The following is a 23,848-nucleotide window of genomic DNA, read 5'->3' as shown; positions in this document are numbered from 1 at the left end:
TCGGCCCGTGTTCGTCCCCGCCGAGGCGGGAGATCGTCAGTCCTTCGCGAGGAGGTCGTCGATCTGCCCGATCGCAGCCGTGGCGCCTTCGACGACACCCATCTCGAGCACCGTCTTCAGCCCTTCGGCGGTGTCGAAGACCGAAGTGTAGACGGCCTTCGTGCCGTCACCGTCAGCGGTGAACGTGTACGTGTTCGCACTGCCGGGCAGGGACTGCGCGATGTCGAAGTTCTCGTCGGCGAAGTAGTCGCGGAAGGAGAAGCTGACGGGCGCATCGACCGCGGTGACCTCCCACAGGCCGTAGTACTTCTCCCCCTCGGGTCCGGTCATGTAGTAGGTGACGCGGCCGCCGGGGACGAGGTCGTGGTCGACGACGGTGGCCGGATGCGTCGGCGGTCCCCACACCTTCTCGAGCTGCCGCGGATCGGCGTAGACGTCCCAGACCCTCTCTGGCGGGGCGGCGAACTGCGCGACCATCGTCAGGGTCTTCGTGTCCTCGTTGTGGCTGGTCTCCGTCACCGGCATGGCTGCTCCTTCGTCGTTGAATGCACTCATCCCTCCGCGCCCGGGCGGGGCGGAGGCGTCGTGTCCGCGTCGTCGGCGGCGAGCAGAGCATCGATGCGATCGACGCGGTCCCGCCATTGGAGTTCGAGATCGCCGAGGAGGTCGCGCACAGTGCGGATCGCGCCGACATCGGCCCGGGTGACCTGGCGACGTCCGCTGCGCTCCTTCGTCACGAGACCTGCCCGCTCGAGCACGGCGACGTGCTTCTGCACGGCGGCGAAGCTCATGTCGTAGTCCTCGGCGAGTTCGGACACGGACAGTCCGTCGACGAGGACGCGGCGGACGATGTCGCGCCGCGTCCGATCCGCCAACGCCTGGAACATCGCGTCGACGTCGTCGTCGAGTCGGGCTGTCATGCCCACATCTTACAACCGAATGGTTGTACGTCAAGAGATGCGCGGCCGCCGAATCGCTCGCCCCACCCCGCCGACGACGCCCAGCCGGAGGCGAACCCGACCGCCGGGCTCATTGCGGCTCGGAAGAATTCACCGACGACCTGTTGACGCAGCGATTGAACACGCGTTTAATATTAAACATGCGTTCAACCACTCCGAAGGGTGAGCCCTCCCGCTCCCCGAACACTTCGCCGGAGACGGCCAGGAGGATCCTCGACGCCGCTGTCACCGAGTTCGCCGAGCACGGCTTCGCGAAAGCCACCGTGCGCGGCATCGCCGCGGCAGCAGGAGTCTCCCCCGGACTCGTCATCCACCATTTCGGGTCGAAGGAGGGACTGCGCACCGCGTGCGACGACCACGTCTTCGACCTCATCACCGAGAAGAAGGTGGAGAACGCCGGGTACGCGGTCATGGCCGTGCAGATGATGTTCGACGACCCGGCCATGTCGACGGCTGTGGACTATCTGCTCAAATCGCTGCTCGATCCGAGCGAGCACGGGCAGCGCTACTTCGACCACTACGTCGATCTCGTCGAGTCCTACATCGTCGAGGGCTTCGCCGGCTACGAGTTCCGGAAGAGCGACGACACCCGCGGGCAGGCCGCGATGCTCGCCGTCATGGCCCTGGCCCCGGCGATGCTCAGCCGTCGCCTCGAGGCGAACCTCGGCACCGCCGACGTCGCTTCGACGATGACGCGGCTCGCCCCGCACCTGCTCGACCTCTACTGGAACGGCGTGCTCGCCTCGGCACCGACGTCGCCGCCGGGCAGCCCGGCCGGAGAGCCGACGGCCGGCGCAGGGCCGGCGAGCGCGGAACTGCCCGCCACCGGTCCACCCGGCTCGCCCGACGGCACAGCGTCCGCAGGCGGCACAGCACCCGACGGCTCACCGCCTCCACAGAGCACAGCCCCCGCAGACGACGCAACCACCGCAGACGGCGCAACCACCGCAGCCGACACAGCTCCCACTGCCGACACAGACCCACCGACCTCATCACGCACCCGATCCCAGGGAGATGACCCATCATGACCGTTCAGACCAGCACTGCAGACCGCACCACGACCCCACACACCTCGGCGGCCATCGAGATGACCGCCGTCGTCAAGACCTACGGTCGCGTCCGCGCCCTCGACGGGCTCACCCTCTCCGTCGCCCGCGGAGAGGTCCACGGCTTCCTCGGACCCAACGGCGCGGGCAAGTCGACGACGATCCGGATCCTGCTCGGGATCCTGCGCTCGGATGCGGGACGGATCAGCCTCCTCGGCGAGAATCCGTGGTCGCACGCGGTGTCACTGCACCGGCGGCTCGCCTACGTTCCCGGCGACGTCGAACTGTGGCCGGGGCTGACCGGCGGCGAGGCGATCGACCTGTTCTCCCGGTTGCGCGGCGGCGTCGACACGGCCAAGCGCGACGAGCTCATCGAGCGCTTCGACCTCGACCCGCGGAAGAAGGGACGGACGTACTCGAAGGGCAACCGGCAGAAGGTCGCGCTCATCTCCGCCCTCGCCTCGAACGTCGAGCTGCTCCTCCTCGACGAGCCGACGGCCGGTCTCGATCCGCTCATGGAGGCCGTCTTCCAGGAGTGCATCCGCGAGGCGAAGGACCAGGGGCGCACGGTGCTGCTCTCAAGCCACATCCTCGCGCAGGTCGAAGCACTCGCCGATCGGGTCTCGATCATCCGCGCCGGCAGGATCGTCGAGACCGGGGCGCTCGCGGACCTGCGCCACCTGTCGCGGACGACCGTGACCGTCCAGGTCGAGAAGGACATCCCGCAGCTGACGACGATGACCGGTGTCCACGATCTCGTCCGCGAAGGACCGCAGCTGCACTTCAGCGCCGACACCGCGCAGCTGCCGGGGATCATGCGGGCCCTCGGCGAGCACGACATCCGGTCGCTGACGGCCACGCCGCCCACTCTCGAACAGCTCCTGCTGCGCCACTACGGATCGGAGGACCGGTGATGAACACGCACACGGCGACGACGGCCCGGACCCGCGGGGAGAACCCCGGCTCCACCCGTCTGCTCACCTCGGCGCCTCCCGGCACCCACGGTCGGCATGCGGCACCAGCGGGACACCGGGACCACCCGGCCCACCGGGCCGAGCGGGGCACGAACCTCACCGGGCTCGGCACCCTGCTGCGCTTCATGCTCCGCCGTGACCGCTGGCGCCTGCCGCTGTGGGTGCTCGGCCTCTCGGCGATGGCCGCGTACTTCTCGAACGCGATCGCCCTCGTCCTCGACGGCAGCTCGCTCGAAGCGATGACGGTGTTCGCGAAGAACCCCGTCATGGGACTCATCACGGGACCCGGCTACGGCTTCGACGACATCACCGTGCCGCGCTTCATCGTCGGGATGTACGGTGTCTTCCTCATGCTCGGCGCCGCCCTCATGTCGATCCTCACGATCTCCCGCCACACCCGCAGCGAGGAGCAGACCGGGCGGGCCGAACTCGTCCGGGCCGATGTCACCGGACGCCACACCCAGCTCATCGCCGCGCTCGTCCTCACGCTGGGGATGAACGTCCTCGTCGCGCTCGGCACGACGGTCGCGTTCGCCGCCTCCGAAGCCGAACCCCGACCGTTCTCCTCGGCCCTGCTCTTCGGGGCGAGCATCGGCGCGGTCGGCTGGGTGTTCGCCGGGGTCGCCGCGGTGACCGCGCAGCTCTCGGCGTTCGCGCGCGCCTGCTCGGGCATCGCCGGGGCGATCCTCGCGGTGTTCTTCATCGTCCGCGGGCTCGGCGACATGTCCGCCGTCCAGGGCGGGGACCTCGAGTGGCTGTCGTGGCTCTCACCCCTGGGCTGGGCGCAGCAGACCGCGCCGTTCACGCTCGACCGCTGGTGGCCGCTGCTGCTGTGCGTGGGCCTGCTCGTCGTCCTCGTCCCGGTCGCCCTCGCCCTCCAGTCGAAGCGCGACCTCGCCGCGGGCATCCTCCCCGACCGGCTCGGTCGCCCGACCGCGTCGGCGGCCCTGTCCTCCCCGTTCGCCCTCGCCCTGCGCCTCCAGCGCTCGAGCCTGCTCTGGTGGTCGCTCGGCGTCCTCATCATGGGCGTCGTCTTCGGCTCGTTCACCTCGGCGATGGCCGAGAGTGCGGACGGCATGCCGCCGGAGATCCTGGCGATCATGGGCGGAGCCGACGGCATCGTCGACGGCTATCTCGGGTTCATGGGGCTCTACTTCGCGATCATCGTCGCCGTCTTCGCACTCATCTCCGCCGGCGGCCTGCGGGCCGAGGAGCAGGGGTTCCGCACCGAACCCGTGCTCGCCACCGGGGTCAGCCGGCCGGGGTGGATGCTCGCCTGGGCGAGCGTGTCGTTCCTCGGCGCGCTCCTGCTCATGGCGCTCGGCGGCTTCGGCGAGGGCTTCGGGGCCGCGGCCTCGACCGGCGACTGGGATCTGCTCGGTCCCACCTTCGTCGGCCACCTCGCGCAGACCCCGGCGATCTGGGCGCTGCTCGGCATCGCCTTCCTCGCCTACGGCATCGTCCCGCGGGTCATGGGCATCGGCTGGATCGTCTTCGCCGCCTCCGCGGTCCTCGCGTTCTTCGGCACGATGCTCCAGCTCGACGAGGCGATCCTCGACCTGTCCGTGTTCGTCCACATCGGGCAGTACCCGTCGGTCGACCTCGAACCGGCGGCGATCGCGTGGCTGACCGCGGGAGGCATCGTCCTCACGCTCATCGGCGCGGTGGGCTTCCGCCGGCGCAACCTCATCACCGCGTGATTCCCCTCGCCGAGGCGGGGCGTCGTCACAGCCTGACGCCGTCCCGCCTGGGCGGGCTGTCTCCGCGGGGTCGTGGCGCGGGGTCGTGGCGCGCGCAACGTCGGCGTGCGCGGCCGTCATGGCGGGAGGAAGCCGAGCGCCCCGGCCCGCGTGATCGCCTCCGCCCGGCCGGAGACGCCGAACTTGCGGTAGAGGGCCGAGAGGCGGTTCTTCACCGTCCCCGGCACCTGGTGGAGCTCCGCGGAGATCTGGGCGATCGAGCGGTCGGTGGCGAGGAGATCGAGCAGGTGGGCTTCGGCCTTGCTCAGCTGCGGCATCGACACCTCGGACACCGACACCGCACCGACCTCGCGCAGCCGCGTGAGGAGCTGGGCGCGCCCGGTCTCGGCGAACGCCCGGAACACCGGCTCCCACGCCGGATCGCCGGCGCTGAGGTCGAGGAGTCGGATGCGGTCGGTCCGGGGCAGCCAGGCCAGCGGCAGCAGGGAGCTGACGAGCGCGGTGAGTCCGAGGGTCGTGCGGAACTCGTCGAGCGCCTCGGCGTCGCGGCCCAGCCGAGCCTGCGCCGCCGCCCGGATCGCGGCGAGCTCGGCCCGTCCGGTGGGGGTGAGCAGCGGATGATAGAACCACGCTTCGACCTGGGCGATTGCGGACTCGCTGCGCCCGGCGACGAGTTCGACGCGCACACCGGCGACGACGCGGGCGGCGGAGTCCGGCGACATCTGCTCGAGTTCGACCTCGGCCCACCGCAGCTGACCGAGCGCGGTGAAGACGGCGCTGCGGCCGCCGGACACGAGGTCGCGGCTCAGCCGAGGCAGCGTCGTGCTCGGCACCCCGTCGTCGAGGTCGTCATGGGCGACGTCGTCGTTGGCGATGATGAGGTCGGCTGTGGTGCGGGCGGCGAGCACGGCCAGCCGCCGTCCGATGACGGGGATCCAGATGCGCAGTCCCATCCCATCCGGTGCCCGGTCGACGTCGGCGAGGCAGTCCGCGGCGAGGTCGAGGTCGAGGCGGTCGAGCGCGCGCAGGGCCGTGGCGATGCGCCACGGCGAGCGCACGACGTCGTCGACGAGAGTCGGGCGCGGCGCCGTCCGGGCCAGTCGCGCCAGCAGCGCATCGGTGCGCTCGTGGTCCCCGGCGACCGCTGAGGCCAATGCCGCCCACGCGACGGCGGCGGGCACGAGGTAGTCGCCGTCGACGTGACGCGGGGCGGCCTGGACCTCGACGTCGTGGAGGACCGCCCGGGCACGAGCGACGTCCCCGTCGTGGAAGGCGCAGATCGCGGCGACGAGGCGGATGATGAGCTGGGCGCGTTTCGCACCGGGCCGGATGCGCGCCGACAGGCCGAGGTCGGCGGCCTCGCTGTGGCGTCCGGCGGCAACGAGGCTCGACATGTCCCGCAGCACGGTCGCCGGTCCCACCTCGGTGACGATCACCTGCGACGGGGGTGCATCGGGGACGGCGAGGAAGCAGAGTTCACGGAGCCGGCCGGTCCGCGTCTCCCCGATGAGGGCCTCCTGCAGTCGCTGCTGATCGAAATCTCCGCCGAGGAGGTCGATGATGTCCTCGGCGATGCGGGCCATGAGGGCAAGGTCCGGTTCGACCGTCATCGCCTCGGGCGGGAGTCCGCCGTAGGCAGCGCAGGCGGCTTCCGGGGAGAGGAGGAACATCGGCAGCCCGACGGAATCGGCGAGCCGGACGAGCACGTCCCAGTGCCGGGCGCGGCGGGCGAGGTCGAGGACGTCGGCGAGCACCTGCGCATCGATCGCCTCGGCGGTCTCGAGATGGTCGACGAGAGCGGGGACGAGATGTGAGAGGAGGCCGGACGCCTCGCTTCCGCTGTCCGCGGCGGCCGCGCTGCGGCGCAGGCTCGCCGCGAGCAGGACGGGCACGCGCAGGAGCCGCCGGCCGCCGTCGGCTCCGGCATCGGCGACGATGCCCGACATGCGCAGGCGCATGAGCACGCCCTCGGCGTCCTGGGGACCGGCCCCCGGCGGGGGCACAGAGGCGAGCGCGAAGAGCGCAGTCCGTTCGGTGAACGCGCCGAGGTGGGACAGCACCGTCGCGACCCACAGGTCCTCGGCGGGCAGGCCGAGGTCGAGCGGCGGCGTCTGCGCGGCGACGTAGTCGGCGAAGCTGCGGGAGGTGGGATCGACGGAGTGGTCGACGCGGGCGACGGCAGCGGCTGCGATCCGCCCGAGCGCGAGGCACCCGGCGCTCGCGGCGAACAGCTCGGTCGCGGACTCGTCAGGAGCGAGACCGAGTTCGCGGGCGAAGTCGGCGAACTCGGCCGCCCGGCCCGTCTGCGCGAGCCCGCCGGCCTCGGCAGGGCCGCCTGTCTCGGCAGACCCGCCGGCCTCGGCGGGGTCGGTACCGGGGACCATCTTCTCCAGACCTCCACCTCGGCGGGGAACCACCGCGCTGAGTTGATCGATGAACATATCGCAGCCTCTCCTCGATCTGCGTCGCCAGCGGGGAGCTCCCACCGTGGGTGGAACCGCTGCTGTGGAACCAGTCTGGGGGACGCGCCCGCCAGAGACCGCCGTCGCGGGGCGGACCTGCGGGAAGCCGTCAGGGTTGTGCGGGTCGGCGAAACAGTCCGCGTGAGCCATGGAGTCGGGCAGCGGGCCTCCCTACGCTTGAGCATCATGAACACGGTGCGCACGATCGCGACAGATGAATACTGGAGGTTCCTCGACCGCACGGGGGACGCCAGCTATCAGCAGACCCCCGAGTGGAGTCTCGCCCGCAGCACCGACTGGGAGCACGAACCCGTGGGCTGGTTCGCCGGCGGCGATGAGCCGGTCGCGGCGGCCGTCATCAGGTATCGGCGGATGCCCGGCAGTCGCCTGCGGTTCGCCTACATCCCGCAGGGCCCGCTCATCGACTGGTCGTCGCCGGACGTCGACGATCAGCTCACCGCGCTCACGACCCACCTGCGCGCCCGCCGCGTCTTCGGTGTGCGCATCACTCCCCCGCTCACCCTGCGGCGGTGGGATTCGGCGACCGTGCGCGCGGGCCTCGCCGATGCCGCGGTCCGCCGCTTCTCCGACCTCCCACCCGATGCCGTCGACGAGGCGGCTCTCCAGCTGACCGAGCTGCTGGCACGGCGCGGGTGGCGACAGATCGTCGGCGACCCCGACACCGAGGCGAGTCAGCCGCGGCTGAACTTCCACCTGCGCTTCGACGACGGCACCGAGGAGACAGCGCTGAAGAAGATGTCGAAGACGTGGCGGAAGAACATCCGCAAGGCCGCGCGCGCCGAGGTGGAGGTCCGTCCGGGTGGTCGCGACGACCTCGGCGAGGTCCATCGCCTCTTCGTCGAAACAGCCGAGCGCAACGGCTTCGACCCGCAGCCGCGCGAGTACCTCGAGGCGATCTGGGAGACCATGGGAGAGACCTTCCCCGGGGACTTCGCTCTCCACGTCGCACGTCACGACGGGGACGCGGTCGCGGCGAACGCCACCGCGCGGATCGGCGACCGGGTGCAGGGGGTCCTCGCTGCGACGAGCGCGGTGCGACCGGAGGCCCGGCCGTCGAACGCGGTGTACTGGGCGATCATCCGGCGGGCCGTGGCCGACGGCGCGAAGCTCCTCGACCTCGGTGGGGTCGAGGACACCCTCGACGCCGGCGACCACGCGTCCGGTCTCATCCGCTTCAAGGCGGAGATGGGGGCCGATGCCCACGAGTACATCGGCGCGTGGGATCTGCCGCTGCAGCCTGCCGTCTACCGTGCCTTCGCAACGGTGCTGCCGTTGCGCGCCCGCCTGCGCGCGCTGCGCCCGGCAACCGCACGCGCACTGCGGAGTCCCGCAAAGACGCTCCGGAGGCAGACCGAGAGGCGGGCATCGCCGCTAGCATCCCGATAAGCGGGGTCTGCACCGCCTCCGCCTCCCACCGACAGGACACCCGACATGCCGAAAGCCTCGCTGCTGCTCGTGACTGTCGGCAACATCTCGACGGCCGCGGCGCAGTGGTACCTCGTGTGGCTCTTCGCCCGCCAGGACGGACCCACCGCGGTCGGCCAGTACTCAACCCTCATCGCCGCTCTCACGCCGGTGTTCATCCTCTCCCAGCTGGGACTGCGCAACCTCTATCTCACCCTGCAGGCGCGCGTCCGCTGGAGCGTCTACCTCGGTGTGCGGATCTGCGGCGCCGCCGTGGCCGCCGGGATCGGCCTCCTCGTGCTCGGGCTCGTCGTCTCCGAGCTCTCCTGGCCGATGGCGGCTGCCGTGCTCGTCATCAAACTCTGCGACACGATCGCCGACCTCTTCTTCGCACGCCTGCAGAGGGCCGAACGGCTCCGGGCGTTCGGGCTCATCCTCATCGGCAGCGCCGTCGTCACCGCCGTCACCGTCACCCTCGTCATGGCCGTCACGGGGTCGGTGGTCAGTGCCCTGTGGGGTGTGGCCGGGACGGCCCTGCTCGTCGCCGTCGTCACCGCCGTCCTCGGGCAGCGCGCCCCCGCCCCGGATCGCGCCGCGGGCGACGATCGTCCGTCAGACTCCGCCTCCACCGGCACCGAGGTGCGCACCCTCCTCACCGCGGGACTGCCGCTGTCGCTCATGCAGGGGATCTATTCGCTGACGTCCTACGCCCCGCTCGGCGTCGTTGCGCTCTTCGGAACCGCCGACGACGTCGGACGGTACGCCTCGGCCGCGTACCTCGTCGTCTTCGCGAACCTCGTCGGAGCATCCGTCGAGACCGTCATGCTGCCGATCTACCGTCGTCTCCACGAGGACCCCGCGGCACCGCCCCTGCTGCGGACGTCCCTGCTGCGGGGCGGGATCATCTCAGGCGCACTCAGTCCGCTCATCATCGTCGCCCTCGTCGTCGGCAGTCCGCTGCTCGTCGCCGTCTACGGCGACGCCTTCGCTCTGTCGGCACCCGCGATCGGAATGCTCGCCCTCGCCGCGGTCATCACCGTGCCCACGTATCTGCTCTCGGCGACGCTGCTCGTGCTCAACCGGTACTGGGCGACGACCTTCGTCGGTGCGTTCTCGGTCGCTGTCGCGCTGCTCAGCGGCGGGATCGCCGGAGCCGTCGGGATGCCGGCGGTGGAGGCCGGGTGCCTCGCGCTGCTGTGCGGTTCCGTCGGCCGGTATGCCGGTGAGCTGCTGCTCGCGTGGCTGCCGGCGGGCCCTGCCCGCCGTCTCGACCCGGTCGCGGACCCGGTGCCGAGTCAGGGCGGCCGCGGCTGAGGGTCACCGGTCGACGAGGACGTCGAACGATCCGAAGTAGACCGCCCACAGGGTGAACGCGACGAGCAGGCCGAGGCGCACGACGGGGGCGGCCGTCCCGCGGTAGGCGAGGAAGGGGATCGAGACGACGGCGGGCACGAGCGACCACGAGTACGCGGCGAGGCGGTCGCTGAAGAAGACGAATCCCATGAGCAGGAAGTACCCGTTGAGGAGGATGAAGGCGTTGAGCAGCTGCGGATACCACACGGGCAGGCCGGTGAGCTTCTTGAAGGCGGCGTAGGACACGGCCAGCGGGCCCGCGCTGAAGAGCCAGAAGCTCGGACGGTTCGTGCCGCCGGTGTACTCCGCGGCCAGTGAGGGGTCGGAGTAGACGTCGACCTGCTCGACGCTCGAGCCGAGGGGCCCGGCCAGGCGCTCGTTCATCCCCGTGAAGTAGGCGGCGGAGAGGATCACCCACGCGCCGAGGAGGATGTCGGTGCGCATGCGGATGAGCCGGATGAGGACGATGATGAGCGCCGCGGGAATGGCCGACCAGTGGAAGAGCAGACCGACCCCGACGAGGAGGACGATCCACCCGAGCCTGGCGCCGCGCAGGACGAGGGCCAGGGCGAGGAAGAGGAACGAGATCGACAGCCCCTGCCGGAGCAGGAAGCTCGAATAGTCCATGAAGAAGCCGAAGCAGAACGTCACGTAGAGCACAACGGCCGTCTGCCAGCCGGAGCCGAGGACGAGCCACAGGGTCGCGGCGAGCATGATCCCGCAGAAGGCCGCCGCGACGATGAAGTAGACGCGAGAATCATGGGTGAAGAGCCCGACGATCCAGTTGAACAGCAGGTACGCCGGCTCCCTGCCGTCGGCGACGGTGGCAGCGAAGATCTCGTCCGGCGACGCGAAGCTCATCGACTCGAATTCGAGGGCGTAGCGGTTCTTGTCGACGACGTCGTAGTTCGCCGCCGAGGCGGCCAGCACCGTGATCGTCACGAGCGAGAGGATGGGAAACAGCGCGTTGCTCCAGTGACGGAACTTCGAGGTCTCCCCGACGACGCAGAAGCCGACGATCCACAGGGTGGCGAGCACGAACCACGAGACGAGGAACATCGCTCACGCCTCGATTCGGTCGAACTGCTGCTCCCATTTGAGAAGCGTCCGGATTGCCGGCATCATCTCATCGAGCATCGTCTGGTGGACCTCGTCTGTGCCGCCGATCGGGTCGACGACGTCGTCGTTGCCGCCGTCGCCGGGGGCCGCGTGACGGTACCGCTGCGCCAGCGCCGCGAGCGACTGCCACCGCTCCGTCGGCGACGAGCCGTTCTCAGGCGGCACGAGGGGCAGGATGCGGGCGAACTCGCGCAGCGTGAACGTGCGCTTGAGGGCCGCCGGCAGCATCTGCACGACGGCTGCGCGCTGCGCCCGCTCCATCGTGAGGACGAGGTCGGCGGTGCGGATGTGGCCGGGTTCGAGCCGCCGCGAGGCGAACCCGTCGAAGGTCAGCCCGTAGCGTCCGGCGATCCGGGCGATCTCCGGGGTCACCGTGTCGTCGGGAAGCCCCTGAGTCCCGGCGCTGGAGACCGCGAACTGCAGGGGCGCCAGCTCATCGAGGCCGTCCTGGAGCACCCGCTCGGCGAGCGGGGACCGGCAGACATTGCCGGTGCACACGACGAGGATGGAGAACGGCCCCAGGTCGACGTCCCATCCCCCGTTCATCGGCGGCCTCCGACGAGACCGGTGAGGCGGAAGAGCGAGCGGTACCCGAGGAGGTTGTAGGCGGAGCCGAGCATCCGCCGCCCCGGTCCGAGACCGTCCATCCGCACCGAGGGCACCTCGATCCGGTACTCCCTCGCCCGGGCCAACCGCTGCTCCCTGGGAACGTCGCAGTCGGGGCGGTGGAGGTCGCGCACGCACGAGAAGACGTTTTTCGCCCTGATGAAGTCGACGGCCGCGACGAGCTCGGACGATCCTGTACTCTGCGCCCAGTCCGCGAGCCGCTTCCCGACGATCGTGAGATCCGTGAACTTGTCGGGGAGGTAGCGTCCGGTCGCCGAGGCGGTCCCGCCCCGCCGATAGAAGTGACCGCGGATCGGCACCGTCCGCACCGCCTCGGCGCGGGACACGCACTCGAGGTTGAAGAGGAGGTCCTCACCCATGCGGACGCCCTCGAGGAAACGGGTGCCTCCCGCATCGATGAGGGAGCGCCGGTAGGCCTTGTCCCATACCGCGTTCGCGGTCTCAGCGGCGATCATCGTCGCGATCTGCCGGTGGTCGAGGACGACGTCGACCGCCTCGGCGAGTGCCGCCTGCAGCCGACGGTCGCCATCGGGTCCGGCGCGGCCGATGGCAGCCGGGTCGTCGGTGGAGGCGAAGCCGACGATGTCTGCATCGTCCCCACCGGCCCGGACGAGCGCTGTGAGGAGCAGCGGGTCGATGAGCAGGTCGTCGGCGTCGAGGAAGAGGATCCACTCGCCGTGCGCCGCATCGAGACCGCGGTTCCGGGCCGCGGAGACACCGCGATTCGGCTGGCGGAGGGTGCGAACCCTGGGATCCGCCGCGGCGAGGTCGGCGAGGAGCGCAGGCGTGGCGTCGGTCGAGCCGTCGTCGACGACGATGAGTTCGAGGGCGCGATGGCGCTGCGCGAGCACCGAGTCGAGCGTCGCCTGCAGGCGCGCCTCGCCGTTGAGGACGGGGACGATGACGGAGACGAGGACCTCGGCGCCGCTCATCGCTCGCCCCGACCGATCGCAGCGCTCGACGCGGGCCGGGACGTGCGGTCGACGAGCGACTCGAGGAAGACCCTCACCGACTCTGCCGTCTCCGCCGAGTCGAGGCGCGAGCGATCGTAGGTCAGGGGCGCCGCCATCCGTCCTGTCGACCAGTCCTCGGCGATCGCGGCGACGAGGGCCGCACTGTCGCGATCGGTCACGAGCCGGGCCTCGGGGATGTCGCGCACGCCTTTGACGTCGAAGGCGTACGAGCGTCGACCCACGGCGACGGCTTCGAGCATCACCCGCGGCAGGCCCTCCCACGCCGCCGTGTGGAGAAGACCGTGACTGCCGCTCAGGGCGTCGACGACCGTGCCGAATCCATGGGCGGTGACGGCATCGGCGAGGCCGAGACGGCGCACCCGATCGGCGATCCGGGCTCGCAGCGGCCCGTCGCCGAGCATCCGCAGGCGGACGTCGACTCCCGCCGCCCTGAGACCGGCGACGACGTCGAGGGCGAGGTCGGGTCGCTTGCGGGGGCTGAACTCGCCGATCCAGACGAGCTCGAGCCGGTTGCCGACCACCGGGAGCGCCGGTGCCGCTGCGTACCGCTCGAGGTCGAGTCCGACCCCGGTCTCCAGGCGGAGCAGTCGGTGGGCCTCGACACGGGGGGCGAACCACGCATGGTCGTCGGAGTTGATGGTGATGATCCCGCTCGTGCGTCCCAGCAGCGAGCGCTCCACGGTCTGCCACATCCGGTCGGCCGGTCGGGTTCCGGTGTTCCAGTGCAGTCCGTGGCAGAAGTAGACGACGGGAACGTCGAGCGAGGCGGAGCGCACGAGCCCCGACGCCGTCGCGGAGTTCGTGACGACGACGTCGATCCCGGCGTCCCGGACCCAGGAGCGCAGCCCCGCCCGGGCCGCGACCATGCCCGGCCCCGGGCGCCTGCCGAGACCGGCGATGACGACCCCGTGCCCGTCGGCGGTCGGGGTCCCGGCCGCGGTCGACACCGCATGCCCCGCGGCCGTCCACGACGCGATGATCTCGGGAAAGAACGAATCGATCATGTGCCCGACGCTGGCGAGCAGGCCGATCCTCATGGCAGTCGTCCCATGCTCTCCCGCCGCGTCAGCCCTCCGGTGCGCGCCAGTCTCCGCGGGCGCAGGTGACGTCCTGCAGTGGCGTCGTCGCTCGTCGTCCAGGTCGGGCTCGCCGCCTCGGCGGTCTGGTCGCTGCTGCGACCGGACCAGGCGTCCTCGGTGCTGCCCGGCCAGGTCCGCGGCACATCGGACGGCGGCACATCGGAGGGGATCTCGGGTCCCGGCCCCGCGGTCTGCTTCTGCATCCGGCTCGAGTAGCACTGGTAGTAGCCGTTGGTCTCCGCCGAGGTGCGCGGCACGCGGTTGAGGACGACGTCGACGGGCACATCGAGGACGTCGAGGCCGCGCACCGCCTCCTGGAGGTCGTTCGTGCGCACCTGCCCGACACTGGCGACGAGGAGGACCCGGCCGACCTGCTTCGACAGCACGAGACTGTCGGCGACCGGCAGCAGCGGCGGCCCGTCGAGGATGACGATGTCGAACTCCCCGGTCAGGCGTTTGATGAGAGTTCCCATCGCCCGCGAATCGAGCAGCTCCGTGGGGTTCGGCGGCATCATCCCGGCCGTGAGGACGTAGAGCTCGTCCTGCCCCCAGGGCTGCATGAGCTCGGAGAGGTCGGCGGACCCGACGAGGGCGGTCGTCAGTCCCACGGAGTTCTCGAGGCCGAGCTTCTCCGCGACCGTCGGCTGCCTCAGATCGACATCGACGAGGGCGACCCGGCTGCCGGCCTGGGCGAGCGCGATCGCGAGATTGATGCTCGTCGTCGACTTGCCCTCCTGCGCTCCCGCCGAGGTGATGAGGATCGCCGAGTTCGTGTCGTCGACCTGGGCGAAGCCGAGGTTCGTCCGGAGCCGGCGGTAGGCCTCGCCGCGGACGTTGTCGAGTCCCATCTGGGTGAGCAGCGGCTGGTCGGTGATCTTCGGGTCCGTGGGGATCGAGGCGAGCACCGTCGCCGAGGTGATCGCCTCGACGTCCTCCTTCGCGCGCAGCCGGCTGTCGAGGTTCGACCGCAGCAGGGCGATGCCGAGTCCGATCGCCAGTCCGACGGGCAGTCCGAGGCCGATGCACATCCACAGCGGCAGACCGTCCGGGACCGTCGCGGGGACGGCGGGGTTGGCGACCTTGAGTTCGATCTGTCCGGTGTCGGCGCTGCCCGAGTTCTCCATCTCGCCGATGACGGTGACGAGGCTGCCGGCGATGGCGTCGGAGAGCGCCGCGGCATCGTCGGGCGTGGCCGCCGTGGCTTCGACGGTGATGAGCACCGTGCGCGGGTCGCTGTACGAGTTGACCTGTCCGGCCAGCTCCTCCGGCGTCTCGTCGAGGTTGAGGCGGTCGATGACGGGTTCGAGCACGGGCCGGCTGCTCGCCATGTCGACGTAGGTCTGGATCCGCTCCTGCATGAAGCTCGACGCCATCTGCAGCTGGTAGGGATCGCCCGAGGTCGACACCGAGGCGAAGAGCTCCGTGCGCGAGGAGTACGTCGTCGGCAGCAGCGCCCAGATCCCGAATCCTGCGGCACCGCCGAGCACGGTGGCGATGACGAGGAGGGCGACGTTGCGCCGGATGAGGCGCAGATATTCTTTGAGTTTCATGGCTCGTTCCGCTCCGGTGGGCGACTGCGGGGGATCAGCACCGCCGCTGGTCGACGAGGTGGTCGTCCTGGTCCCAGGCTATGGGGGTGCCTGAGTGCTCTGATATCCCCGGCGCTCCGGGGTACGGGCGCCCGCATCACCGGTGCGGCCCTCCGCATCGGAACGCCGTGATGGCGGTCAGCACCCGGTCGAGCTGTGCGCTGCTCAGCGCCGACCCGCTCGGCAGCGTCAGCCCGGTCGCGAAGAGCGATTCGGACATCCGCCCGCCGTGCATCGTGCGACCGCGGTGGACGGGTTGGAGGTGCATCGGCTTCCACAGCGGACGCGTCTCGATGCCGTGCGAGGACAGCCACTCGCCGAGCTCACCGGCGGTGAAACCGGCCGTCTCGGGGTCGACGAGCACCGCGCTCAGCCACGCGTTGTCCGCGTGGGGGTTCTCGCGCCCGAAGAGCTCGACACCGGTCCAGTCCTCGAAGAGCTCGCTGTAGCGGGCGCGGTTCGCCCGGCGGGCTGCGATCATCGAGTCGAGGCGGAGAAGCTGAGCGCGCCCGAGCGCCGCGAGGAGATTGCTCAGACGGTAGTTGAAGCCGATGTCGGTGTGCTCGTAGTGGGCCACCGGCTGCCGGGCCTGTGTCGAGAGGTAGGCCGCGCGTGCGGCGAGGTCGGAGTCGTCGGTGAGCAGCGCCCCGCCGCCCGAGGTCGTCATGATCTTGTTGCCGTTGAAGGACACCGCTGCTGCGTGACCCATGCTCGCGGTGGCCCGGCCGCCGCAGTGGGAACCCAGGGATTCCGCGGCGTCGACGAGCACCGGCACCCCGAACTCGGCGGCGATCGGCAGGATCCGGTCGTAGTCGGCGGGCCTCCCGAGCAGGTCGACGGGCACGACGGCCGCCGGCAGGCGTCCGGCCCTCGCTCCGGCACGCAGCGCCTCGTGGAGGAGCCCGGGATCCATGTTGCCGTCGGCGGTGCAGTCGACGAAGACGGGTTCGGCCCCGCAGTAGACGATCGCGTTCGCGGTCGCCGCGAAGGTCATCGTCGATGTCACCACGGTGTCACCGGCACCGACGCCGAGGCCGAGCAGACCGAGGTGGAGGGCGGCGGTTCCCGAGGCGAGACCGACGGCGTGCCTGACGCCGGCCCGCGCGGCGAGTTCGGCTTCGAACGCGGTGAGGTCGGGGCCTGTCGGGGCGACCCATCCGGAGCGGAACGCGCGGACGAGGTACTCCTCCTCGAGCGCTCCGACGTCGGGAGTCGACACCGGGATCGGCTCGAGCCCGGTCGGTGCCGCCGAGGTGGTCGGCTGGGCGTTGGAGATCGTCATGAGGCCATCCTCAGGTCGGGGTTCGGTGCGGTCTCCGGCCACAGTGCGCAGCAGAGGAGCTCTCCTCCGGCGGCGACTGCGGCCGGCTGGGGCAGGGCGGTCAGCGCCGGCGCCTCGGTGACCGGGTGGAAGCCGCACGAGCGGTAGAGATCGGCTGCGGCACCGGCCGTCGCGACGGGGCAGAAGGCGAAGTCCGCATCGGTGCCGCGCGCCCGGTTGAGCAGCAGGCGGAGGACCTCACGAGCGAGCATCTCGTGTTCGTCGGGGTCGAAGGCGGCATCGGCCGGGTGCGGCAGGAACCGGATGAGCCGGGCCGATTCGCCGAGGCTGCCCATCTCGCACAGCCCCACCCGCTGACCCGCACGGGTTCTCGCCATCCACTGCGTGAGGTCGCGGGTGCGGGCGATCTGCTCGAACTCGATGAGGTCGGAGCGCAGGCTGCCGCCGTAGCTGAAGGTCGTCGCCGCCCCCGGGTGGCTGACCCCGGTGCGCCTGAGGACCGTGCCCACGGTCCGGGCGAGGATGCGCAGATCGGTGCGCAGGCTCATGGTCTCGACGTACTCGAGGTCGAGGTCGAAGCGCTCGTCCCATGACAGTGCGTTGCGGCCGCTGACCTGGGCGAGTCCGCTCAGGCCGCCGCGCACCGCATGGCGACGGGACTGCTCGGGAGTGTAGAGCGCAAGATAGTCGGTCGTCAGGGGGCGCGGGCCGATGAGGCTCATGTCGCCGACGAGGACGTTCCACAGGCTCGGCAGCTCGTCGATGCTCGTCGCCCGCAGGAGGCGGCCGAAGGCGGTGAGCCGTGTGGCGTCGCTCGTCCAGCCGCGGGCGGGGTCGAGCGGGCGCATGCTCCGGAACTTCCGCAGCCGGAAGATCCGACCGCCCTGGGTCACCCGCTCCTGCGCGAAGATGACCGGAGCGCCGTGGAAGGCGAGGACGAGGCCGGCGGTGAGCAGCAGGAGCGGGGCGCACACGAGCAGTCCGAGCCCTGCCCCGAGGCAGTCGAACGCACGCTTGGCGCGGGAATAGGGCATCTCAGGACCTCGCCGGCTCTGCCTGCCGGGCAGGCGTCGGCACCGCTGCCGGTGCCGACCCGCCGGCCGTCGGCGAACCGCTGGCCTCCCCGCCGGCCGTCGGCGCGGCGTCGGTGGCCGATGTCAGGAGTTCGGCGCCGCGGCGGTAGGCCGGGAAGAAGTCGCTGCTCTCATCGAAGTCGAGACCGCGCGCCGCCAGCCGCTGCCGGTGCGCGGTCAGGAGTGCGTCGTAGGCCTGGGCGGAGATGATGCGCTCCCCGGTGAGGTAGTCGACGCGGCCGTGCGGGGCGAACCCCCGCTTGTACCGGTCGAGGCTGTCATCGGCTGCGGCGGTGACGCCGCCGCCGAGCACATAGCTGCGGCAGCCCCGGGCCTTGAGCCAGGTCATCGACTCCATCTTCACGAGGTCGTTGGGGCGCGCGCGGAACGCGGCCGCCTCGGTGCCGCCGAGGAAGTAGTAGCCGGTGTCGGTGCCGAAGAGGAGGAGGTCAGCGGAGACGAGTCGCCCGTCGAGTTCGGCGTAGACGTAGGCGAACTGGCCGGCGAGCGCCGCGTGGAGGCCGTCGAAGAAGGGGCGTTCGAAGCGGTACCAGTCCGCGCTGTCGCGGCGCTGCATCGTCTCGGTGTAGATCCGGACGAAGTCGTCGACGAACTCGCCGTCGGTGTCGATGACGATGGTCACGCCCTCGCGCCGGGCGCGGCGGACGTTGCTGCGCACCTTCGGCGCGACCTCCCAGCCGAGCTCCTCGACGGAGACGCTGAGGTCCCTCACGTAGTTGTTCTGCCGCTTGCGGGTCGCACCCCGGTACGGCAGCAGCGTCTCCCCGAAGAGGGAGAGGCGGGAGAACTCGCTGACCACGGAGTGCTGTCGCGCCCACTCGTCGAAGCGGTGCCAGAACACCTCCGAGGTCGCTGCGACGTCGGTGAGCCCCCAGTGCATGGGTCCGCCGTAGCCGTAGGGGGAGACGATGTCCCGCCAGCCCTCGCTGCCGCTGATCTCGCGGAGGAAGAAGGGGTAGAGGACGTGTCCGCCGCCGTGGGACAGGGCGACCGCCATGAGCCGGCCCTCGGCCGGTCGCAGGAGGGAGCACACGTCCGGGTGGGCGAAGGGCTGGCGTTCGTCCGACGCCGCCCACAGGGCGATCCACTCATCGCGGTCGGCGGGCGCCTCGGCGTCCCAGACCTGCCACTGATCACTCATGCTGACACCTCTGATTTCACGTGCTTGCGCAGACGGGCGATGGTCAGTCCGGAGGCGGTTGCCGCCTCGGCGACGCGCTGCTGGCGCGCCGCTGCCGGCTCGGCGGGCAGCGAGTCGGCGGCCACGGCGTCGGGTCGCACAGCCTCGGCGTGCGCGGCCTCGGCGACGGTCTCGGTCACGACCTCGACCTCGGACGACGGAGACGGGACCGCCCGCTTTCGGGCGGGTGCCTCCGGGGTGCAGATCTGCGTGCAGAAGAGGTCGATGACCTCGCGGGAGGCCGACCGACTCGGCAGCACGCGCGGATCGAGCTCCGGCGCCTCGACCCGGCTGATCTTCTCGTGGATGCGCATCACCGTGCCCTCATCGACGCCGAAGAGCTCTTCGTCGAGCTTCTCGCCCTCGCGCAGGCCCGTGTAGATGATCTCCATCTGCCGATCCGACATCGCCACCAGGCTGCGCGCGATGTCGTCGATGCGCACGGGCTCTCCCATGTCGAGGACCATGACGTTGCCGTCCTGCCCGATCGCCGCGGCTTCGAGCACGAGCTGGCAGGCCTCGGGGATCGTCATGAAGAACCGCCGGACCTCGGGATCGGTGACCGTGACCGGACCGCCGCGCCGGATCTGCTCCTGGAACGACAGCAGCACCGAACCGCGGGAGCCGAGCACGTTGCCGAACCTCACCGAGAGATAGGTGCCCGGTGAGCGGGAGGCGAAGCCGCTGACGAGCTGTTCGGCGATGCGCTTGCTGCGCCCCAGCTCGCTCGTCGGCGCCGCCGCCTTGTCGGTGGAGATGTTGACGAAGGTGTCGACGCCGGCGGCCGCCGCTGCCTCGAGGACGTTGAGCGTGCCGTGGACATTGGTCTTCCACGCCTCTTCGGGGAACCGCTGGAGCATCGGCAGATGTTTGAGCGCCGCGGCGTGGAAGACGATCTGCGGCCGCGTGGCCGCGAAGATCCGCTCGAGCGCCTCGGGGTCGCGGATATCGGCGAGCACCGTGTTCGGCGAGGTCAGCAGGGCTGAGCCGAAGAGGGTGAGCTCGACGCCGTGCAGGGCGGACTCGTCCCGGTCGAGGAGGATGAGGGACTCCGGTCCGAGCGCCGAGAGCTGGCGGCACAGTTCGCTGCCGATCGACCCGCCGGCCCCGGTGACGAGGACGCGGCTGCCGGCGATGGTCGCGGCGATCTCCGTGAGATCGGTGTGGATGGGACTGCGGCCGATGAGGTCTTCGACCCTGAGATCGCGGATGTCGGCGATCTCGACCCGACGGTCGACGAGCTCGGCCAGCGGCGGGATCGTCCGCAGCCAGCGACCGGTCATCTCCAGGCTGCTGCGGCAGGCCTGCAGGAACTGCGCGTCGGAGTCGGCGATCGCGACGATGACGCCGGCGACGTCGAGCGCTTCGACCACCTCGGCGATGTCCTCGCTCGTGCCGCGCACGCGCACGCCCTGGATGCTCAGGTGCCGCTTGCGCGGATCGTCGTCGATGAGTCCCACGGGCAGGTAGGCGCCGGCCGGATCCGAGAGCATCTGGCGGATGAGGGAATCGGCGGCGTCTCCCGCGCCGACGACGAGGACCCGTTCTCCCTGCGTGGGCCGCGACGTCATCTGGTGGATGTAGCGGATGACGTACCGGCTGCCCGACATGAGGATGAGGGCGGAGAAGACGAGGAGCAGGACGAACGGGGAGTCACCTGCGGTGACGAGGAGCAGGACCACGGTGACGGCGAGGCTGAGGAGGACGAGCCCCCCGTACTCGGAGAAGCTGCCGTAGTGGTAGCGGCTGCGGTAGAGCCCGAGGCTCAGGCCCCCGAGCAGCTGGAGGGCGAGGGCGACGGTGAGCACGAGTCCGATCGTCCACCCGTCGATCCAGCCGAATCCGAGGACGAACCACGTGAGGCCTGCGGCGAGGACCCACGCGGCGGCGTCGAGCACGATCTGGAGGCGCGCCCTGTGCTCCCAGACCGCAAGCGCCAGTCGTGACGACCGGCTGCCTGCGGTTCCTGGTTCGGCCTCCGGTTGTTCCGATGCTGTCATTGCGATCTCCAATGCTTCAGTGAGACCGGCAGCGCCGTTCTCGGTTCTGCAGACGCCCGAGCCGCCGAGGGGACGGCAGTGACCTGGCCGCTGAGGGGGAGCGGCCGGCACGGGCGATTCGCGATTGCTTCCCAAGCTATTTCCGAAGCGGGGGTGTCAGACCCGTGTGCGCCGGTGATCTGCGGTCATCCGCGATCAGTGTGCGGACTGCCGCCACACCGGGCGCATCGGCGGACGATGCTCAGACGACCGCGAGACTCGGGTTCCCGGCCAGGCGGGAGATCAGCTCGGTGCGGGACCCGACTCCGAGCTTGCGGTAGGCGGCGGTGAGGCGCAGCTCGACGGTGCGCAGGGACACGAAGACCCGCCGGGCGATCTCCTTGTTCTTCAGCCCCGCCCGCACGAGTTCGACGACCTTGAGCTCCTCGTCGCTGAGTTCGCGCAGCTGCGGCAGCTCGGGAGCGGCGGTCTCGACCGGTGCCGGCGGTGCGGTGTGATGCCGGGCCAGGCCGTCGGCCCCGAGTTCGAGGAAGGTCGCCGAGGCGACGCTCAGCTGCTCCCGGGCGCGAGCCTGGGCGCCGATGCCGCTCAGCCGCCGACTGTAGGCGAGCTGCGTGAGCGCCTTCTCATAGAGCGAGTCCTCGGACCGGAACGCCCGCAGGGCGAGCGTGAAGAGTTCGAGGCTCTTCTCTCCGGCGGCGAGCAGCGCCTCGCAGCGACGCAGCGCGTGTTCGGCCCAGCGTGAGGGACAGCGTTCGACGCGGCGGCGCAGCTGTGCGACGAGCATCCCGGCGTGTTCGCGCCGTCCGATCTCGATGAGCGCTTCGATGAGGTCGGCTTCGTGGCGCCGCACGTTCGGGTTGAGTTCATGGGTGGAGAGCTCGTCGCAGCGCCGCAGATGGCGGACGGCCTCGGCCGGGTAGCCCAGACGCAGCAGGCAGCTGCCCTGGAGGGCATTGAGTTCGGCGAGGAGGCGCCGATTGTCCGTCGTCGCCGCAAGGGCGGCGAGCTCTGCCTCAAGGGGTTCGGCGGCGCAGGCCTCACCGCGCATGAGGAGCTGCCAGCAGCGCAGCTGCAGGATCCGGTCGGGCCTGACCTGACCCGCACCGGCGGTCGCGTGGCCGATGTCGTCGATGAGTTCGCTGGCTCGCCGCAGGCTTCCGGCCCGCAGGGCGATCTCCGCCTGCAGCCCCAGCGCCCGCGTGCGCCAGATGGTCGCCCGGTCGACCTCCCCGCGCAGCAGGGCGAGCGCGGCCTGCGCGGACTCGTAGTGCTCGGTGAACATGAGGCCCGTGGCGACGGCGAGGACGAAATGGGGTTCGCTCACCTCGATCTCACCGGTTCGCAGCGCGGTGAAGCACCGCAGCGCGGTCTCGTCCCGACCGCGCGCGGCCTCGAGCCTGATCGTCGCGGCGTCGAGCAGCTGGGATTCGCCGTCGCCGAGGTGGTCGGCGGCGTGGCGGGCGGCGGTGAGCAGCTCCTCGGCCTCGGCGTACTCGCCGCGATCGCAGCGGCCGATGCTGAGGAGGAGCTGGAGCCGGGCGACGTCGGCCGGGGCGTCGCGCAGCTCCTGCTTCGACCAGCTGTTGACGAGATGGGGTGGAAGCGTCTGGCGGCGGGTGAACGTGATCTCGACGTCGAGGGTCCGCGCCCGCACGGCGAGCGAGGACTGCCGGGACCGCGCCGCGAGGTGCCCGTAGCGGGAGGCGAAGACGAACTCGCCGCGCTCGTAGAGATCGCGGGCGACGGCGAGGAGGTCGGCGGCGAGGGCTTCGTGATCGGTGCTCACGCGGATCGCGCGTTCGACGAATTCGATGCCGTCGGCGGTCATCCCCTCGCCGATGAGGTGACGCGCGTCGGCGATGAGGGTCGGTGCCGAGTCCTCCGTCGGCCGCGAGAAGGACGCATGCCAGTGGGCCAGCCGCGGATCGACGCCCGCGCAGTCCTCGGCGAGCCGGACGTGGCCGGCGATCCGCTCGGTCGCGCTCATGGTCTGGTGGGTCCACGCCCGCACCAGGCCGTTGGTCAGGCGCAGGTGCGCGTCGCGTCGCTCGACGATGTCGCGCATCTCGAGGTCGTCGACGATCTCCCAGAAGCCGTCGACCCGTGCCGCGAGCGGGCCACAGGGCGTCGACGGGGCCAGCGCCAGCAGCCTGAGCAGGCTCTGCGTGTCATCATCGGGGGTCCCGATGATGTCGCGCACGAGCGCGTCGGCCTCGGCCCCCGGACGCGGCGGGATCGTCAGCGGGAGTTCGCCGAGGCGCTCGCGGCGATTCATCGCATCGAGGATGAGGCGCAGCGCCAGCGGCAGCCCCGACGACGCCGCGGCCGCGACGTGGGCCGCCGCTTCGGAGAGTCCGCCACCGCACTCCTGCTGGGCGAGCGCGACGAGTTCGCCGTGGTCGAGCTCGCGCAGCTCGACGGTGGGCAGCGGCGCCAGAGGGCTGTCGGTGGGCAGGGCACTGACGGAGATGACCATCCGGGTCCGCCCGGACTGCGATCGTCGCAGCCACTGTCCGAGCACGTCCTGGGAGGGGCGGTCCATCTTGTCGGCGCCGAGGATGACGATGAGGCCGTCGTCGGGCAGCTCGGCCGCCCGCAGCGCTCCCAGCACCGCCTCGGGGGCGGTGGCCGAGTCCTCGAGGCTCGCGGCGCCGAGGGAGGCGAGCAGGACGTCGATGCCGGAGTAGTCGGTGCGGGCCTCGGCGCGGTTGTAGTGCACGCGGTAGACCGGGCCCTCCCAGCGCGCTTCGAGGGCTCTGAGGAGTCCGGTCTTGCCGAGGCCGACGCGACCGACGACGGCCGCGGCCGTATGACGATCGAGCAGGGTCTGGAGATGGGCGGGATCTGAGGTGGGGATTGTGGGGATGTGCATGAGGTCCATCCTCGTGACCTGCGAGATCGGTCACTAGGTGGTCATTACGGGATGTTCTTCGGTCACTACTCGACTCGGGGCGCACGCGCACGGGCAGTCACTACTCGGTC

General features: G+C 70.8%; 18 protein-coding genes. 5 read left to right on the top strand and 13 right to left on the bottom strand.

From position 1 onward, the window contains the following. Positions 1 to 36: 36 nt before the first annotated feature. Positions 37 to 525, bottom strand: a complete 489-nt coding sequence (locus FFS20_RS02895; RefSeq protein WP_137824528.1) for an SRPBCC domain-containing protein — start codon at positions 523 to 525, stop codon at positions 37 to 39. Between the two features lie 26 nt (positions 526 to 551). Further along, on the bottom strand, positions 552 to 920 hold the full coding sequence (locus FFS20_RS02890) for a metalloregulator ArsR/SmtB family transcription factor (RefSeq protein WP_137824446.1): 369 nt from the start codon (positions 918 to 920) through the stop codon (positions 552 to 554). A gap of 179 nt (positions 921 to 1,099) precedes the next feature. Between FFS20_RS02890 and FFS20_RS02885 the strand changes: the two genes are divergently transcribed. Genes FFS20_RS02885 through FFS20_RS02875 form a run of 3 tightly spaced genes read left to right on the top strand, consistent with a single transcriptional unit; the run spans position 1,100 to position 4,679 of the window. Continuing rightward, entirely contained in the window at positions 1,100 to 1,987 is an 888-nt protein-coding gene (locus FFS20_RS02885; protein ID WP_249356494.1) for a TetR family transcriptional regulator, read from the top strand. Then, a complete protein-coding gene (locus tag FFS20_RS02880) occupies positions 1,984 to 2,919 on the top strand; it encodes an ABC transporter ATP-binding protein (protein WP_137824445.1) in 936 nt (311 codons plus the stop codon). Before FFS20_RS02885 ends, FFS20_RS02880 begins: the two co-directional genes overlap by 4 nt. Further along, on the top strand, positions 2,919 to 4,679 hold the full coding sequence (locus tag FFS20_RS02875; RefSeq protein ID WP_249356488.1) for an ABC transporter permease: 1,761 nt from the start codon (positions 2,919 to 2,921) through the stop codon (positions 4,677 to 4,679). Before FFS20_RS02880 ends, FFS20_RS02875 begins: the two co-directional genes overlap by 1 nt. 116 nt (positions 4,680 to 4,795) lie before the next feature. Here FFS20_RS02875 and FFS20_RS02870 read toward each other — a convergent pair whose 3' ends face one another. Further along, on the bottom strand, positions 4,796 to 7,120 hold the full coding sequence (locus FFS20_RS02870; RefSeq protein ID WP_137824444.1) for a helix-turn-helix transcriptional regulator: 2,325 nt from the start codon (positions 7,118 to 7,120) through the stop codon (positions 4,796 to 4,798). Between the two features lie 207 nt (positions 7,121 to 7,327). Here FFS20_RS02870 and FFS20_RS02865 point away from each other — a divergent pair, with 207 nt between their 5' ends. Both FFS20_RS02865 and FFS20_RS02860 read left to right on the top strand, forming a co-directional pair. Next, positions 7,328 to 8,548: a peptidoglycan bridge formation glycyltransferase FemA/FemB family protein gene (locus FFS20_RS02865; protein WP_137824443.1), complete on the top strand. Its 1,221-nt coding sequence runs from the start codon at positions 7,328 to 7,330 to the stop codon at positions 8,546 to 8,548. Between the two features lie 45 nt (positions 8,549 to 8,593). Then, complete coding sequence (locus tag FFS20_RS02860) at positions 8,594 to 9,880, top strand: hypothetical protein (RefSeq protein WP_137824442.1); 1,287 nt, start codon at positions 8,594 to 8,596, stop codon at positions 9,878 to 9,880. A gap of 3 nt (positions 9,881 to 9,883) precedes the next feature. Here the strand turns inward: FFS20_RS02860 and FFS20_RS02855 are convergent, their stop codons facing one another. The 10 genes from FFS20_RS02855 to FFS20_RS02810 form a co-directional block, all read right to left on the bottom strand. After that, entirely contained in the window at positions 9,884 to 10,978 is a 1,095-nt protein-coding gene (locus FFS20_RS02855; protein WP_137824441.1) for an EpsG family protein, read from the bottom strand. Positions 10,979 to 10,981: 3 nt separating this feature from the next. Further along, a complete protein-coding gene (locus FFS20_RS02850; protein ID WP_137824440.1) occupies positions 10,982 to 11,584 on the bottom strand; it encodes a low molecular weight phosphatase family protein in 603 nt (200 codons plus the stop codon). Next, positions 11,581 to 12,597 (bottom strand): glycosyltransferase, encoded by a 1,017-nt coding sequence (locus tag FFS20_RS02845; RefSeq protein WP_137824439.1) that lies wholly within the window; start codon positions 12,595 to 12,597, stop codon positions 11,581 to 11,583. Before FFS20_RS02845 ends, FFS20_RS02850 begins: the two co-directional genes overlap by 4 nt. Beyond that, the gene (locus tag FFS20_RS02840) at positions 12,594 to 13,676 is read right to left on the bottom strand and encodes a glycosyltransferase (protein WP_137824438.1); all 1,083 of its coding nucleotides are present in this window, start codon (positions 13,674 to 13,676) and stop codon (positions 12,594 to 12,596) included. Before FFS20_RS02840 ends, FFS20_RS02845 begins: the two co-directional genes overlap by 4 nt. Next, on the bottom strand, positions 13,673 to 15,268 hold the full coding sequence (locus FFS20_RS02835) for a polysaccharide biosynthesis tyrosine autokinase (RefSeq protein ID WP_137824437.1): 1,596 nt from the start codon (positions 15,266 to 15,268) through the stop codon (positions 13,673 to 13,675). The genes FFS20_RS02840 and FFS20_RS02835 overlap by 4 nt, the downstream gene beginning before the upstream one ends. Positions 15,269 to 15,404: 136 nt before the next feature. Continuing rightward, on the bottom strand, positions 15,405 to 16,589 hold the full coding sequence (locus FFS20_RS02830; protein WP_137824436.1) for an aminotransferase class I/II-fold pyridoxal phosphate-dependent enzyme: 1,185 nt from the start codon (positions 16,587 to 16,589) through the stop codon (positions 15,405 to 15,407). Further along, positions 16,586 to 17,623, bottom strand: coding sequence for a sugar transferase (locus tag FFS20_RS02825; protein ID WP_137824435.1), 1,038 nt, complete (start codon positions 17,621 to 17,623; stop codon positions 16,586 to 16,588). Before FFS20_RS02825 ends, FFS20_RS02830 begins: the two co-directional genes overlap by 4 nt. A gap of 1 nt (position 17,624) precedes the next feature. Next, positions 17,625 to 18,824 (bottom strand): GNAT family N-acetyltransferase, encoded by a 1,200-nt coding sequence (locus FFS20_RS02820; RefSeq protein ID WP_137824434.1) that lies wholly within the window; start codon positions 18,822 to 18,824, stop codon positions 17,625 to 17,627. Beyond that, positions 18,821 to 20,863 carry a nucleoside-diphosphate sugar epimerase/dehydratase gene (locus tag FFS20_RS02815; protein ID WP_137824433.1) on the bottom strand — a complete coding sequence of 681 codons (2,043 nt, stop codon included), beginning with the start codon at positions 20,861 to 20,863 and terminating at the stop codon, positions 18,821 to 18,823. Before FFS20_RS02815 ends, FFS20_RS02820 begins: the two co-directional genes overlap by 4 nt. Positions 20,864 to 21,104: 241 nt before the next feature. After that, positions 21,105 to 23,738, bottom strand: coding sequence for a helix-turn-helix transcriptional regulator (locus tag FFS20_RS02810; protein WP_137824432.1), 2,634 nt, complete (start codon positions 23,736 to 23,738; stop codon positions 21,105 to 21,107). Positions 23,739 to 23,848 lie beyond the last annotated feature (110 nt).

The sequence above is a fragment of the Brevibacterium sp. 2SA genome, from assembly GCF_005502845.1.
GTDB lineage: Bacteria > Actinomycetota > Actinomycetes > Actinomycetales > Brevibacteriaceae > Brevibacterium.
Note: the sequence above shows the minus strand (reverse complement) of the source record. Positions and strands in the feature narration are given on the sequence as shown.